Origin of the sequence: Rhodococcus sp. T2V (assembly GCF_029269925.1) — a bacterium.
In the GTDB taxonomy this organism is placed as follows: Bacteria; Actinomycetota; Actinomycetes; order Mycobacteriales; family Mycobacteriaceae; genus Rhodococcus_F; species Rhodococcus_F koreensis.
This window is the reverse complement of sequence record NZ_JARJBD010000073.1, coordinates 24,624-38,355: the sequence shown is the minus strand read 5'-3', so window position 1 is coordinate 38,355 and position 13,732 is coordinate 24,624. Positions and strand designations below refer to the sequence as shown.

Here is a 13,732-nt window from a genome sequence, read left to right as displayed (position 1 = left end):
CCGAATCCTCGCGCCACGGGGGTAGGACTGGAACTGAATCCCCGAGTCGGCCCACCCACGGCCGTCGACGGATCGAGGAGGTTCCGATGTCGCTTCATCTTCCCCACCTGTTCGCGCACGAGCAGTCGCGGCAGGACACGCTGCTCGACCTGTCGGTCCTCGGCGCGACCGGCCCGGGCATCGAGGATGCGCTGCGCGCGGTGATGGACCAGCCGCAACCGCGGCTCGTCGGTTTCCGCTGCGCCGCGGATTCCGAAGCGATCGACGACGCGATCGGGCTGATGGAACAGGTCCGGCGCGACTACGGGGTGATCCTGACCGAACTGGTCCTGGCGGACGAGGATCGTGTCGATCTGCGCGAGGCCGTCGACGAGGCCCTGGACGAGGCCTGCGCCCGGAATCGGTTCCCCCGCCCGAGTGTCGTGTTCACCGGGCGCCCGGCTGTTTCCGCCTTGACGAAATCTTGACGCAGTCACCCCTTGCGCCCGGTTGAACGCGCGTTTAGCGTATTAAACGTGCGTTCAACCAATGCCGCTTTCGGGGTCCCGCAACCCGACCTGACCACCCGCGCCCGAGTGCGCGACGCGGCCATCACGGTGTTCGGCAATCACGGTTTCGGCACCGGAGTGCGGGCGATCGCCACCGCCGCCGGGGTGTCACCCGGCCTGGTCATCCACCATTTCGGTTCGAAGGACGGTCTGCGCGCCGAATGCGACGAGCACGTCCTGCGGATCATCCGGGAACAGAAGGCGGAGGCCATTTCGACGCCCGGGCCGGCGGGAGCCATGCAGGCCCTCGCCGACATCGAGCAGTACGCCCCACTGGTCGCGTACATCGTGCGGAGTTTCCAGGCGGGCGGAGGTCTCGGCGAATCCCTCTTCGAGCACATGGTGGAAGACACCACCCAGTACCTCGAACTGGGAGTGGCGACCGGAAGTGTCCGGCCCAGCCGCAACCCGGCGGCGCGGGCCCGCTACCTGACCCTCTACAACGTCGGCGCGATGCTGCTCTACCTGCAGATGCGCGCCGACAAGGAAGTTCCGCTCGATTACGCCACGGCCATCCGCGACCTCGCCACCGACGTCACGCTGCCCGCCCTCGAGATGTACACCGAGGGTCTGCTGCCGGATTCGTCGATGCTCGAGGCATATCTGGCCACCGAAGACGGCGCCGCGCAGGCGGGTGCGGCACCCCCAGAACATACCGACTCCCCGAACTAGGAGCAGCTATGAGCGCGATCATCGAAGTGCGCAACCTGGTGAAGACGTTCGGACGAACCCGGGCGCTGGACGGACTCGACCTCGAGGTCGGCGAAGGGGAAGTGCACGGGTTCCTCGGGCCGAACGGGGCAGGCAAGTCCACCACCATCCGCGTCCTCCTCGGCAGCCTGCACCCCGACAGCGGTGAGGCCACCGTGTTCGGCCGCGATCCGTGGCGCGACGCCGTCGCACTGCACCTCGACATGGCGTACGTCCCCGGCGACGTGACACTGTGGCCGTCGTTGTCCGGCGGCGAGACCATCGACCTCCTCGCGCGGATGCGCGGCGGACTGGACGAGACCCGCAAGCGGGATCTGATCGAGCGTTTCGACCTCGACCCGCGGAAGAAGGGGCGAGCGTATTCGAAGGGTAATCGGCAGAAGGTGGCCCTGGTGTCGGCGTTTTCGTCCGATGCCCGCCTGCTGCTGCTCGACGAGCCGACGTCGGGCCTGGATCCGTTGATGGAACAGGTGTTCCGCGAGTGCGTCGCCGAGGCCCGGGACCGCGGGGTGACGGTGCTGCTGTCCAGTCACATCCTGTCCGAGGTGGAGGCGCTGTGCGAGCGGGTGACCATCATCCGGTCGGGGCGGACCGTCGAATCCGGCACGCTGGCGTCGATGCGGCACCTCAGCCGAACGTCGATCACCGCCGAACTTCTCGGTGATCCCGGCGATCTGAGTCGCATCGACGGCGTCGCGGACATCCAGTTCGACGGGACGACGCTGCACTGCCAGGTCGACAGCGAGCATCTCGGCCAACTCATCCGGGTGCTCGGCGACACGGGGGTGCGGAGCCTCGTCAGCAAGCCCCCGACCCTCGAAGAACTCTTCCTGCGGCACTACGAGATCGACGACGGCCCGACGGCGTCGTCCGACACAGTGGAGAAGGTGCGGGCATGACTACCGCAACGGTGTCCCGGTTCCGGCCCGTGGAACCGGCGCCGGTATCTTCCTCGGATTTCACGGGGACGCTGCACTTTCTGCGGTTGTTCCTGCGCCGGGACCGGATCGCGCTGCCCCTGTGGGTGCTGATCTTCGCGTTCGCACCCGCCTTGTACGTCGCGAGCATCGCCGACATCTACACCTCCCCGGCCGACCTCGCGGAGTTCGCGGCCACCACGGCGGCCAGCCCCGCTCAGATCGCCATGTACGGGCCGATCTTCAACTCCAGCCTCGGTTCGGTGGGGGTCTGGAAGGCCGGCATCTACTACACGCTGATCGGGCTGGTGGTCATCCTGACCGTCATCCGGCACACCCGCGCCGAGGAGGAGACCGGCCGGGCCGAGCTTCTCGACTCCACCGCCGTCGGACGGTATTCAGGCCTGACCGCGGCGCTGATCCTCGCCGGTGGTGCCTCCGTTGTCACCGGGATTCTCTGTGCGGCAGCGCTACTCGCCCGCGACCTCCCGGTGGGCGGCTCGGTGGCCTTCGGGACGGCGCTGGCCTGCTCCGGTCTGGTGTTCACGGCGGTGGCGGCCGTGGCGGCCCAGGTGAGCACCGGCGCCCGCGTCGCGCGCGGCATCGCGTTGACGGTGCTGGGCGTCGCGTTCGCGTTGCGCGCGATCGGTGACGCCGGCAGCGGGGCCCTGTCGTGGTTCTCGCCGCTCGGCTGGGCCCTGCAGATCCGTCCGTATGCCGACGAACGCTGGTGGGTCGTCATCCCCAGCCTGATCACGGCGGCCGTACTCACCTGGGCGGCATACGCTCTCCTGCGCCGTCGCGATGTCGGCGCCGGCCTGATCGCCGAACGGCCCGGTCCCACCGACGCGTCGCCCGCGCTCGCCGGAACCCTGGGACTGGCGTGGCGGATGCACCGCGGCACCCTCGCGGCCTGGACCGCCGGGCTCGGACTGTACGGACTGCTGATCGGCAGCGCCGCGAACGGCGTCGGCGGCCAGGTCGGCAACAGTCAGACGATCCGGGACATCATCCTGCGAATGGGTGGGTCGCAGTCGCTGGAGGAATCGTTCATCGGCTACGCGTTCACCATGCTCGCCATCGCCGCCGCGGCCTACGCGATCTCCGCGTCGCTGCGCCTGTACTCGGAGGAGAACGCTCAGCGTCTCGAGCCCGTGACCGCCGGTTCCGTCGGCCGGGTCCGGTGGGCGTCGAGCCACATCCTGTTCGCGTTGCTGGGTCCGGCGGTCGCGATGGTGGTGGCCGGGGTGGCCGCCGGGCTCACCTACGGCGCGTCCGTCGGCGACGTGGGTGGGGCCCTGCCACGTGTGGTGGGGGCGGCGCTCGTGCAGCTTCCCGCGATCTGGATGTCGGCCGGAGTGACGGTCCTGCTGTTTGGTGTCGTTCCGCGATTCACGCCGGTGGCGTGGGGAGTGCTCGTCGCGTTCCTGCTGATCTTCATGGTGGGGTCGATCGCGCAGTTCCCGCAGGCGGTCCTGAATCTCGAGCCGTTCAGCCACGCTCCGAAGCTGCCGGGCGGCCCGTTCGAATGGGCGCCGATCGGGTGGCTGCTGCTGATCACGGCCGCGCTGATCGTGTCGGGTGTGGCGGCGTTCCGGCGGCGCGATCTGCGCTGATCCCCGGCCGGTGTGCACACTGAAGGCATGGCACGTGTGCACACCGGCGAGTCCGTCCTGGCCCGGACGGTGCGGATCGTCGAATCGTTCCGTTCCGACGATTCGCTGCTCACGGTGTCCGAGATCGCCCGGCGGTCCGGTCTCCACATCTCCACGACGTCGCGGCTGATCGACGAACTGGTGGGATGTGGCTGGCTCGAGCGTGAGGACCGGAAGGTGCGGATCGGCGTCCGCCTGTGGGAGGTCGCGTCGCGGGCGTCCCCGACCCTCGGGCTCAGGGAAGCGGCGATGCCGTTCATGGAGGACCTGCACGCCGTCGTCGGGCAGCACACGCAACTCGGTGTCCTCGAAGGCGACGAGGTGTTGTTCATCGAGCGACTCACGGCGCCCGGAGCCGTCGTCAACTACACGCGCATCGCCGGCCGGATGCCGCTGCACGTCTCTTCGTCCGGGCTGATCCTGCTCGCGCACGGACCGTCGGAGCTCCAGGAACGGATCCTGGGGGAGCCGTTGAAGGTGTTCACCGACAAGACGATTCGTACCCCACGACAGTTGCGGGGTGTGCTGGCGGACGTGCGCAGGCACGGCTACATCCTCTGTGCCGGCCACCTGTACCCGGACACGACGGGTGTCGCGGTTCCGGTGCGGGACGGCACCGGCAAGGTGGTCGCCGCGCTGTCGGTCGTCGTGCCGAACGACGAGAAGGCGTACGCGCAGATCCCCGCGCTGCAGGCGGCCGCGAAGGGCATCACCCGGGTGATGGCGGCGGCGCCGACGTGAGGCACGCCCAGACACAGACGCCCACGGATTTGCCGGAATCCGATGCAATTGCGTGGGCGGATGACCAATATCTGTGACGCTGTGTGGGCGGTGGACTATCCGCCCCGCCCGTGCCACGGTGGAATCGGAACCACTTCTCCCGGAAAGCGCAGCGCCATGGAAAGCACCTCTCGACCAGACCCCCTGGAATGCCCGGACTGCCACGCCCTCACCGCGGACCTCGAGGCCCACAAACACTGGCACTCCCGGCTCGTCCACGACATCGCCACGGCGGTCGACAAGGACATGAACCGGCGGGCCCACACCGTATAGGACGGCCGACGGTCAGCGGCGGACTCGACCTGATCCTCGACGGACTCGAGCGGCGGTCGAGCGGGCTGTCCTGCGCGCTGAGTGACCCCGGTTACGGCCTCGACTTTCAACTATTGAAAATGCTCTGGCGGCTCGGCCCCGGCTCGGAAGATCCTCGAACAAACGCGAGATCGAGGAGTCGAGATGCCACAGAACCCGGTTTCTTCCCGTGCGCCAGCGGACGCGGCGCTGCGAGTTGTCGCCAAAGAGGTTGTCGCGGAAGGTGTCGTAGCGCTGACCTTGCGGCGCCCGGACGGCCGGCGGCTGCCGGACTGGGCGGCCGGCGCCCACATCGACCTGATGCTCCCGAACGGGCTGACCCGCCAGTACTCGCTGTGTGGTGACCGTTGGGACGCGCACACCTACCGGGTCGGGGTGCTGCGGGAACCCGCCGGCCGCGGCGGGTCCGCGTACGTCCACGACGAACTGGCCGAGGGCGACCTCGTCGGGGTCGGCGGCCCGCGCAACAACTTTCCGCTCGTCCCCGCGCCGAGGTACCTGTTCGTCGCCGGCGGCATCGGAATCACACCGCTGCTGCCGATGATCCGCCAGGCGGAACTGATGGGAATCGACTGGCAACTCCTGTACGGCGGCCGCACCCGGACGTCCATGGCGTTCCGGGACGAGCTCGCCGGCTACGGCGACCGGGTGGTCGTCGTGCCCCGGGACGAGCAGGGTCATCCCGACCTGCCCGTGTATCTCGCCGCCGCGGCCGCCGCCGAGGCGAAGGTCTACGTGTGCGGACCCGGGCCGCTGCTCGCGGCCGTCGAAAGCTGTTGCGCCGACTGGCGTGTGGGCTCGCTACGGACCGAGCGTTTCGTGCCGCGGGACCGGGGCGCACCGCTGCGCGACGAACCGTTCGAGGTGGAACTCGCGCGCTCCGGCCTCGCGGTGACGGTGACTCCCGGCGCCAGCGTCCTCGACGCGGTGCAGGCGGCCGGGGTCAACGTCCTGTCCTCGTGCCGCGAGGGCACGTGCGGGACCTGCGAGACCACCGTCCTCGCCGGCGCCCCCGACCACCGCGATTCCGTCCTCGACGACGACGAGCGATCCGCAGGCGATTGCATGCTCATCTGCGTCTCACGGTCGTGCTCCGACCGTCTCGTGCTCGACCTCTGACCCACCCATACGTGACACACCCAGCGAAGGGATTTCCCGTGACGATGTTCGCCCCCGCCCCCGCATTGCCGGTCAGCGACGCCGACCCGTTCGCCCTCGACGTCCTGCAGGACCCGTTGCCGTTCCAGGCGGACCTGCGGGATGCGGGCCCGGTCGTGTACCTGCGGCGCTACGACGTCTTCGCGCTCGGCCGCTACGAGCAGGTCCATGCCGCGCTGACCGACTGGCAGTCGTTTCACTCCGCCGCCGGGGTCGGGTTGAGCAACTTCCGGTACGAGACCCCGTGGCGGCCCCCGAGCATCCTGCTCGAGGCCGACCCGCCGCACCACGACGCCCCGCGGGCGGTGCTGAGCAAGATTCTGGGTCCGCGCGCACTGCAGAAGCTCAGGGCGTCGTGGATTCAGGACGCAGACATTCTTGTCGACCAGTTGCTCTCGAACACAACCGAATTCGACGCGGTCACCGACCTCGCTGCCGCGTTCCCGCTGCGGGTCTTCCCGGACGCCGTCGGCATCTCCGGCACCGGACGGGAGAACCTGCTGCCGTACGGGGACCACGCCTTCAACAGTTTCGGTCCGCTCAACAGCCTGGTGGAGAAGGGGGCGCCCCGGGTGGCCGAACTGTCCGGCTGGGTCAACGAGCAGTGCGTGCGCGACGCGCTCACCGGCGACGGCTTCGGTGCGCAGATCTGGGCGGCGGCCGACCGCGGCGACATCACGCACGAGCAGGCGCCGCTCGCCGTGCGCTCGCTGCTGACGGCAGGAGTGGACACCACGGTCAACGGGCTCGCGGCCGTGCTCTACGCGTTCGCGCGGCATCCGGAGCAGTGGGCGAGGCTGCGCGAGAATCGCACGCTGGCCCGGACGGCGTTCGACGAGGCCGTGCGGTGGGAGTCGCCGGTCCAGACGTTCTTCCGCACGGCCACGCGTGACACCGAGATCGGCGGCACGGTGATCCCCGACGGAATGAAGATTCTGATGTTCCTCGGCGCCGCGAACCGTGATCCGCGCAGGTGGGACGATCCGGACGCGTTCGATCTCGGCCGGAATCCGTCCGGGCACGTGGGGTACGGGATGGGCATCCACCAGTGCGTCGGCCAGCATGTCGCGCGCCTCGAATCGGAGGCGTTGCTGACGGCGCTGGCATCCCGGGTGGAGTCGCTGGAGATCGCCGGGCCGGTGCGCCGTCACCTCAACAACACGCTGCGGTCGTGGGAATCGGTGCCGGTCCGGGTGCGGCTCGCCTGACCATACGTACGTATGTATTGACGGTGGCCGGAAACCTCGCCGATATCCCAGACCGACCCGCCGCGAGTGAGCACCCGCGGCGGGCCGGTCTGTCGTAGCTGGTTACGACGTGTCGGAGGCGGACTCGTCGATGTCGAAGAGTTCGCCGATCAGACCGCCCAGGAATCGCCGGTGCTGCGAGGACACCTCGGCCGCCGCTTCGCCGTTGCGGGTTGCGCACAGGTCGATCAGTTTGTCGTGGTGTTCGATGGCGTCCTGCCAGCCGCGGAGGCTGGAGAACTTGCGGTAGTAGATCCGGTGGATCTGCGGGTGCACCTGGTGCATGAGCCGCTTGAGCAGTGGGTTGGCGGCCGCCTCGACGATGATGCCGTGAAGGGTGTCGTCCGCGGCGAGAGCGGCACCGATGTCGTTGGCCTTGATCGCCTGCGCGAGGTCGTCGTTGGCGCTGCGCATCACGGCGATCATGTCGTCGGTGAGGTTGGGAACCCCCGTCTTCACGGCCAGCTGGTCCAGAACTTCCATCACTGCGAGCGTTGATTCGACGTCGGCGCGGTTCAGCGGGGTGATCCGGGTGAAGGCGGCGGGTTTGGCCTCGACGAGTCCGGTGTCGATCAGCCGTGCAAGCGCCTCACGGACCGGGGTCCGGCTCAAGCCCAGATGTTCAGCCAGTTCGCTGTCTTTGACCTTGGATCCGGGCGCGAGTTCACCGGTGACGATCGCGTCGCAGATCCGCTCGAACGCGACGTCGCTCATGCGAGGGCGCTCCACCGGATTATCACGCAACATACTGGATACTGTAACGCTGCACTCTGCACGCTCCTGGGGGCTGCGTGGGCGAGTGCCGGGCGCCGTGCCGTGAACATACCGAGGACGTCTTCCGTCGGGCAACCAATATATTGGATGTGGTGTACTGTTCGACAAGCGGCGATCGACCTCATAGACCCTGTCGAGTAGAACGGCGAAATAGGTGCTGGTGGAAAAGTTGAGCGACAGCGATGTGCGGATCGAGCACGACTCGATTGGAGATCTGGGGGTACCGGCGCGGGCGTACTACGGCGTCCACACCGCCCGCGCGAGGGAAAATTTTGCCATCACCGGGTCTTCGATCGGTCAGTACCCGGCGCTGGTTGCATCGCTGGCGACAGTGAAACAGGCAGCCTGCCAAGCGAACCGGGACCTGGGTCTCATCGACGACCGGCGCGCCGATGCCATTGTGGCCGCGTGCGCGGAGATCCGCGGCGGGGCGCTGCTCGACCAGTTTCCGATCGACCCGATCCAGGGCGGAGCGGGTACTTCGTCGAACATGAACGCCAACGAGGTCATTGCGAATCGTGCTCTCGAGATCCTGGGGTTCGGACGCGGCGCCTACACCGAACTCGACCCCCTCACCCATGTGAACCTGGGGCAGTCCACCAACGACGTGTATCCGACCGCGATCAAGCTGGCGCTGGTCGAGCATCTCCGACGGTTGATCGCGTCGCTCGGCCGGCTCGCGGAGTCGTTCGAGCGCAAGTCGATCGAATTCGACGACATCGTCAAGATGGGTCGCACCCAGCTGCAGGACGCGGTACCGATGACCCTGGGCCAGGAGTTCGCGGCCTATTCGATCATGTTGAACGAGGACTGCGCCCGGCTTTCCGAGGGAGCGCTTCTGCTGTTGGAATCCAACCTCGGTGGCACCGCCATCGGCACCGGGATCAACGGTCATCCCGAGTACTCGGCGCTCGCCTGCAACTATTTGCGTGAGTTGACCGGCGAACCGGTCGTGCCGGCAGGCAACCTCGTCGAGGCAACCCAGGACTGCGGAGCATTCGTCCAGGTCTCCGGCATCCTCAAGCGCGTCGCCGTGAAACTGTCCAAGACGTGCAACGATCTGCGGCTCACGTCCTCGGGGCCGACGGCAGGGCTCGGCGAGATCAATCTGCCTCCGGCCCAAGCCGGTTCGTCGATCATGCCCGGTAAGGTCAACCCGGTCATCCCCGAAATGGTCAACCAGGTCGCGTTCGAGGTGATCGGCAACGATCTCACGGTCACGATGGCCGCCGAGGGCGGGCAACTCCAGCTCAACGCGTTCGAACCCGTGATCATCTACAGCCTGTTGCGCTCGACGACGCACCTGGCCGCGGCAGCGGACACCCTGGCTGTGAAGTGCGTCGACGGGATCACCGCGAACCGCGACCACCTCGAGCGGGGGGTGCGGCGCTCGATCGGCATCGTCACCGCGCTCTCGCCGTTCATCGGGTACACCGCCAGCGCGGACATCGCCAAGCGCGCCCTGGCGACCGGGGCCTACGTCGGCGACCTCGCCGTCGACGACGGTCTGCTCACCCAGGCGCAGGTCGACGACATCCTGTCGCCCCCGCGCCTCGCCGGCCTGCTCACCGCGCCCACCGTGGACCGAGAATTCACCGCCCTCGACCCGGTCAGCGGCGTCGCCGCGCACTGACCGGCGAATCCACCCGCACCATCGAGAGAAACGAGAAACGGATGACCCTCACACCTCCGGCGCACGGCGTCGTAGTCCCCGCGGCACATGCGCGCTCCTGGCTCCTGGTCGCGGGATCGCGCCCGGAAGAGTTCGCCGCAGCCGCGAACTCGGCGGCCGACGCCGTCATCTTCGACCTCGAGGACGGCGTCGTTCCGGCGTCGAAAACGCGAGCCCGCGACCATGTGGCCGGCTTCCTCGCCGGCGGGGGTGCCGGGTGGGTGCGTATCAACAATGTCACCACCGCGGACTGGGCCGATGATCTGGACGCGATCCGCGGGCTCCCCGGCCTGCACGGCGTGATGCTCGCCAAGACCGAATCCGCGGACCACGTCGACCGCACGGCCGCCGAGCTGCCGCAGACGCCGATCCTCGCCCTGGTCGAATCGGCGCGGGGCGTCGAATTCGCGTTCGACATCGCTTCGGCGGACGCGACGACCCGAATAGCGTTCGGCACCGGCGACTTCCGCCGGGACACCGGCGCCGGCGATGCGCCCGACGCATTGGCGTACGCGCGGGGGCGACTCGTCGTCGCCAGCCGCGCCGCCGGGATCTCCGGTCCCATCGACGGCCCGTGCCTGACGGGCGAACCCGATCTCACCGACGCCTTGGCCGTCACCAGGACGATGGGCATGACCGGCAAGCTCTGCATGCGTGCCGGCGACACGGCGACCGTCAATCGTGAACTGTCCCCGCAACACACCGACGTGGCTTGGGCCACCGAGGTCATCGCACAGCTCGGCGCACAGGGCGAGAACGTCGCCGACGGCAGCGACCTCCCCAAACTCGCTCGCGCCTTGCGAATCACCCACCTGGCCGACGTCTTCTCGGTGTCGGCGTGAGATTGTCGTCCGTCGACTCCGGCCAGTCCCGGTCACGGGTGTAGAGCAGTTCCGCAGCGCGCACGGCGAGCCAGAGTTCGGACAGTGAATTGGTGTCCGCAAGGTCGCGGGACGTCAGCGCCTCGACCTTGCGGATGCGGTACATGACCGTCTGCCGGTGAATGTGCATCGCCTGCGCCGTCTGCTGCCACGACCGCTGGTTCTGCAGGAACGCGTCGAGCGTCTCGACGAGTCTCGAGTTGTGTTGTTCGTCGTAGTCCAGAACCGGGCGCAGGATCCTGTCCACCAGGGTTTGTGCGTCGGCCACGCTCGACAGCCCGACCCACGGGACGGCGCTGCCGTATCGGGAAACGATCGTCTCGCGTCGTTCGGCGATCGACAGTGCCCACACGGCCTCCCGGGCCGCGTCCTGAAAACGTGCGAGGGACCCGAGGGTTCGGCTGATGCCGATGTGGGCGGTCGGGCCCAGTGCGCGGGACAGCACGGAGTCGGTGTCCGGGCCGTCCGGCACCAGGACGTGCGCGGTACCCATGCGCACCAGGCACAGATACGGAAGGGTGTGCCGCCACAGCGAATTGTGCAGTTCGAGCATCCGTTCCGGCTCTTCGCTGCGCGCCGCCACCAACACGGCGGACTCGGGTTTCACGCCGAGATCGGCGAGCTGGGCGGTGACCCCGGCGATATCCATGCGTCCTTCGAGCATCTGGGTGAGAAGCCCTGAACCGTAACGGCGTTCGTGTTCGAGCATCAACTGTGTCTGGGACAGTTCGATGGCGACCACCGTGGCGGCGTGCTGGAGTTGGATCGGGTCGACGCCGACCCGCGGATCGCTCAGCGTGACGAGTGCGGCGCCTGCGTGACGGGGGATGTCGGTGAGCATCGCCGCCCGGTCGCCGACCGACGGAAGTCCGTACGCGCCGCCCGCCACGTTCTTCGACGCCTCGGACAACGCCACCACGGCGTCGCTGATCGTCGGGTCCAGCGGGGTCGTGCCCGGAAACCAGGGCTCCCCGGTGGCGCGGTCGCACACCTGAATCTCGCAACCCAGTTCGCGCGCGAGTGCAGACAGAAGGTCGGCGGGCGCGGCGCCGCGGGCGGTGTGCCTGCGGATCAGGTCGTAGATGCGGACGGTGCGACCGAGTCGTTGTGACTGGTCGACGAGGGTGGCTTCGGCCACCGACCGGGAGATGGCGACGAAGGGGAGGGGGTACCGGATCCACAGGACCGGGAAGCCCAGTTCGTCGCTGGTGCGTGTGAATGCCGCCGTCAGGCGCGGGCAGTACATGTTCTCGCCGATACCCAGCCCGGCTACTCCGGCGTCCGCGAGGTGCCGGACCAGATCCGCCTGCTCCTTCGCCGACTTCGGGAACGACATGCCGTTGGTCATCAGGAACTCGCCGCCGGTGACCCATCGCCACGGTTCGGGCAGGTCGGAGGTGTGGGTCCAGGTGACCTCGCGACCGAGACCGGACGCCCCGGAATACACGTCCAGGCGCAGATGCGGGATCTCGACGAGCTCACCGACGGTGATGGCCACGGAGCCTCCTCTGCGTCAATGCCCAATCATGTTTGTGCGATCGAATAAAGCGTAACCACCGGTTTTGCGCATTGGCTACTCGTGCTGCGCCGGAACGGCCAGGCACTCTGTGTTGGACGTCACAATCGGCAGCACCCGCACTTGATCCAGTCCAGGAGCCCCAATGACAAGTACCGGTCATCTCATAGACGATGCACCGTTGACCTCCTTCCACAAGAAGCTGACAGCGTTCTCCTCCGGCGGGCCGTTCATCGACGGCTTCGCGTTGTCGATCATCGGCGTCGCGCTGATCACCCTCGAACCGGCCATGGATCTCAGTGCCACCGAGATCGGTCTCATCGGCGCGGCAAGCCTGGTCGGCATCTTCGTCGGCGGCGGTGTGTTCGGGTACGTGACGGACAAGATCGGCCGGCACGTCATGTACATCGCCGACCTCGTCGCGCTCGCCGTCTTCTCCGTCCTCTCCGCGTTCTGCGGTGAGGCCTGGCAGATCATCCTGCTGCGGTTCCTGCTGGGTGTCGCCATCGGCGCCGACTATCCGATCGCCACGTCGCTGCTCGCCGAGTTCCTGCCGAAACGGCAGCGTGGCCGGCTGCTGGGCGCCATGTTCGTGGTGTGGGCCGTCGGCGCCGCGGCCGCGTACGTGGTCGGTTTCTTCGCGAGAGGCCTCGGACCCGACGCGTGGCGCTTCCTGCTGGCGAGCCCGGCGATCTTCGCGATCATCACGCTGCTCGCCCGGATGGGCACCCCGGAGTCTCCGCGCTGGCTGATGAGCAAGGGGCGGATGGCGGAGGCCGACGCGTCCATCAAGCGCGTCTTCGGCGAGCAGTACGGCGTCGCCGACCTTCCCGAGGAACCCGTCGTCAGCACGTCCTTCTTCCGGGTGTTCCAGAAGCCCTACCTGCGACGCACCATCTTCGTGGCGATCTTCTGGACGGCCCAGGTGATCCCGCTGTTCGCGGTGTACACGTTCGCCCCCGACCTCCTGGAATCCTTCGGGCTGTACGGCGACGCCAACCTGTACGGCGGCTCGCTCCTCATCGCGATTCTGTTCGTGGTCGGCGGCATCCCCGGACTGTGGCTGGTGGAGAAGATCGGCCGCCGGAAGTTGCTGATCGGCTCGTTCGCGATCATCGTCGTCGCCCTCGCCGTGCCCGCACTGATTCCCGACGTCTCGGCGAAGATCTTCTTCCTCGCACTCGCGGTGTTCGCCATCAGCTCCGGTGCCTCGAGCTTCCTCGAGGTGGTCTACCCGAACGAATTGTTCCCCACCGAGGTTCGGGCCACCGCGGTCGGTATGGGCACGGCGATCAGCCGCATCGGCTCTGCCGCAGGCACCTATCTGATGCCGATGGCGCTGGTGACGTTCGGAGCCGGCGGGGCGTTGATGATCGGCGCGGTGGTCACCCTGGTCGGACTCGTCGCCTCCATTTTCCTCGCGCCGGAGACCCGCGGCGCGTCGCTGTCGGACACCGCGTCGAAAACCGAGTCGGAAGAAGTAGAGAAGTCCGCCGATCCCGACCCGGCGCCCGTGACCCGCGCCTGACCTGACAAGAACCTTCCCGAGTACAGGAGAGAC

At 67.9% G+C, this 13,732-nt stretch carries 13 protein-coding genes; 11 read left to right on the top strand and 2 right to left on the bottom strand.

The genetic code is table 11. The annotated features are described in order from the left end of the window. Nucleotides 1–86: 86 nt before the first annotated feature. From P3H15_RS39330 to P3H15_RS39295, 8 genes are all read left to right on the top strand, one after another. Nucleotides 87–467, top strand: coding sequence for a decarboxylase (locus P3H15_RS39330; RefSeq protein ID WP_276142206.1), 381 nt, complete (start codon nt 87–89; stop codon nt 465–467). A gap of 48 nt (nt 468–515) precedes the next feature. Next, complete coding sequence (locus P3H15_RS39325) at nt 516–1,220, top strand: TetR/AcrR family transcriptional regulator (RefSeq protein ID WP_276142205.1); 705 nt, start codon at nt 516–518, stop codon at nt 1,218–1,220. 8 nt (nt 1,221–1,228) lie between these two features. Further along, nucleotides 1,229–2,158 (top strand): ABC transporter ATP-binding protein, encoded by a 930-nt coding sequence (locus P3H15_RS39320; RefSeq protein WP_276142204.1) that lies wholly within the window; start codon nt 1,229–1,231, stop codon nt 2,156–2,158. Beyond that, the gene (locus P3H15_RS39315) at nt 2,155–3,792 is read left to right on the top strand and encodes an ABC transporter permease (RefSeq protein WP_276142203.1); all 1,638 of its coding nucleotides are present in this window, start codon (nt 2,155–2,157) and stop codon (nt 3,790–3,792) included. The genes P3H15_RS39320 and P3H15_RS39315 overlap by 4 nt, the downstream gene beginning before the upstream one ends. A gap of 27 nt (nt 3,793–3,819) precedes the next feature. After that, entirely contained in the window at nt 3,820–4,572 is a 753-nt protein-coding gene (locus P3H15_RS39310) for an IclR family transcriptional regulator (RefSeq protein ID WP_276142202.1), read from the top strand. Nucleotides 4,573–4,728: 156 nt separating this feature from the next. Beyond that, nucleotides 4,729–4,884, top strand: coding sequence for a hypothetical protein (locus P3H15_RS39305; RefSeq protein ID WP_276142201.1), 156 nt, complete (start codon nt 4,729–4,731; stop codon nt 4,882–4,884). A 183-nt stretch (nt 4,885–5,067) separates the two neighbouring features. Further along, nucleotides 5,068–6,042 carry a PDR/VanB family oxidoreductase gene (locus tag P3H15_RS39300; RefSeq protein WP_276142200.1) on the top strand — a complete coding sequence of 325 codons (975 nt, stop codon included), beginning with the start codon at nt 5,068–5,070 and terminating at the stop codon, nt 6,040–6,042. A gap of 44 nt (nt 6,043–6,086) precedes the next feature. After that, on the top strand, nt 6,087–7,289 hold the full coding sequence (locus P3H15_RS39295) for a cytochrome P450 (RefSeq protein WP_276142223.1): 1,203 nt from the start codon (nt 6,087–6,089) through the stop codon (nt 7,287–7,289). 102 nt (nt 7,290–7,391) lie between these two features. On the opposite strand, the gene P3H15_RS39290 is transcribed toward P3H15_RS39295, so the two are convergent. Beyond that, nucleotides 7,392–8,042 carry a GntR family transcriptional regulator gene (locus P3H15_RS39290; RefSeq protein ID WP_276142199.1) on the bottom strand — a complete coding sequence of 217 codons (651 nt, stop codon included), beginning with the start codon at nt 8,040–8,042 and terminating at the stop codon, nt 7,392–7,394. 244 nt (nt 8,043–8,286) lie between these two features. Between P3H15_RS39290 and P3H15_RS39285 the strand changes: the two genes are divergently transcribed. Both P3H15_RS39285 and P3H15_RS39280 read left to right on the top strand, forming a co-directional pair. Further along, nucleotides 8,287–9,735 (top strand): aspartate ammonia-lyase, encoded by a 1,449-nt coding sequence (locus P3H15_RS39285; protein ID WP_276142222.1) that lies wholly within the window; start codon nt 8,287–8,289, stop codon nt 9,733–9,735. Between the two features lie 41 nt (nt 9,736–9,776). Further along, nucleotides 9,777–10,616: a CoA ester lyase gene (locus tag P3H15_RS39280; protein WP_276142198.1), complete on the top strand. Its 840-nt coding sequence runs from the start codon at nt 9,777–9,779 to the stop codon at nt 10,614–10,616. Here the strand turns inward: P3H15_RS39280 and P3H15_RS39275 are convergent. After that, on the bottom strand, nt 10,579–12,153 hold the full coding sequence (locus tag P3H15_RS39275) for a PucR family transcriptional regulator (RefSeq protein ID WP_276142197.1): 1,575 nt from the start codon (nt 12,151–12,153) through the stop codon (nt 10,579–10,581). The genes P3H15_RS39280 and P3H15_RS39275 overlap by 38 nt on opposite strands. A gap of 163 nt (nt 12,154–12,316) precedes the next feature. On the opposite strand from P3H15_RS39275, the gene P3H15_RS39270 reads away from it, so the two are divergent. Beyond that, nucleotides 12,317–13,699: an MFS transporter gene (locus P3H15_RS39270; protein ID WP_276142196.1), complete on the top strand. Its 1,383-nt coding sequence runs from the start codon at nt 12,317–12,319 to the stop codon at nt 13,697–13,699. Nucleotides 13,700–13,732: the final 33 nt, after the last annotated feature.

What these genes read in the sequence shown, in the direction of transcription:
- P3H15_RS39270 (WP_276142196.1), top strand. Translation starts at nt 12,317, where the DNA reads ATGACAAGTACCGGTCATCTCATAGACGATGCACCGTTGACCTCCTTC.
- P3H15_RS39320 (WP_276142204.1), top strand. Translation starts at nt 1,229, where the DNA reads ATGAGCGCGATCATCGAAGTGCGCAACCTGGTGAAGACGTTCGGACGA.
- P3H15_RS39290 (WP_276142199.1), bottom strand. Translation starts at nt 8,042, where the DNA reads ATGAGCGACGTCGCGTTCGAGCGGATCTGCGACGCGATCGTCACCGGT.
- P3H15_RS39305 (WP_276142201.1), top strand. Translation starts at nt 4,729, where the DNA reads ATGGAAAGCACCTCTCGACCAGACCCCCTGGAATGCCCGGACTGCCAC.
- P3H15_RS39330 (WP_276142206.1), top strand. Translation starts at nt 87, where the DNA reads ATGTCGCTTCATCTTCCCCACCTGTTCGCGCACGAGCAGTCGCGGCAG.
- P3H15_RS39280 (WP_276142198.1), top strand. Translation starts at nt 9,777, where the DNA reads ATGACCCTCACACCTCCGGCGCACGGCGTCGTAGTCCCCGCGGCACAT.
- P3H15_RS39300 (WP_276142200.1), top strand. Translation starts at nt 5,068, where the DNA reads ATGCCACAGAACCCGGTTTCTTCCCGTGCGCCAGCGGACGCGGCGCTG.
- P3H15_RS39295 (WP_276142223.1), top strand. Translation starts at nt 6,087, where the DNA reads ATGTTCGCCCCCGCCCCCGCATTGCCGGTCAGCGACGCCGACCCGTTC.
- P3H15_RS39310 (WP_276142202.1), top strand. Translation starts at nt 3,820, where the DNA reads ATGGCACGTGTGCACACCGGCGAGTCCGTCCTGGCCCGGACGGTGCGG.
- P3H15_RS39315 (WP_276142203.1), top strand. Translation starts at nt 2,155, where the DNA reads ATGACTACCGCAACGGTGTCCCGGTTCCGGCCCGTGGAACCGGCGCCG.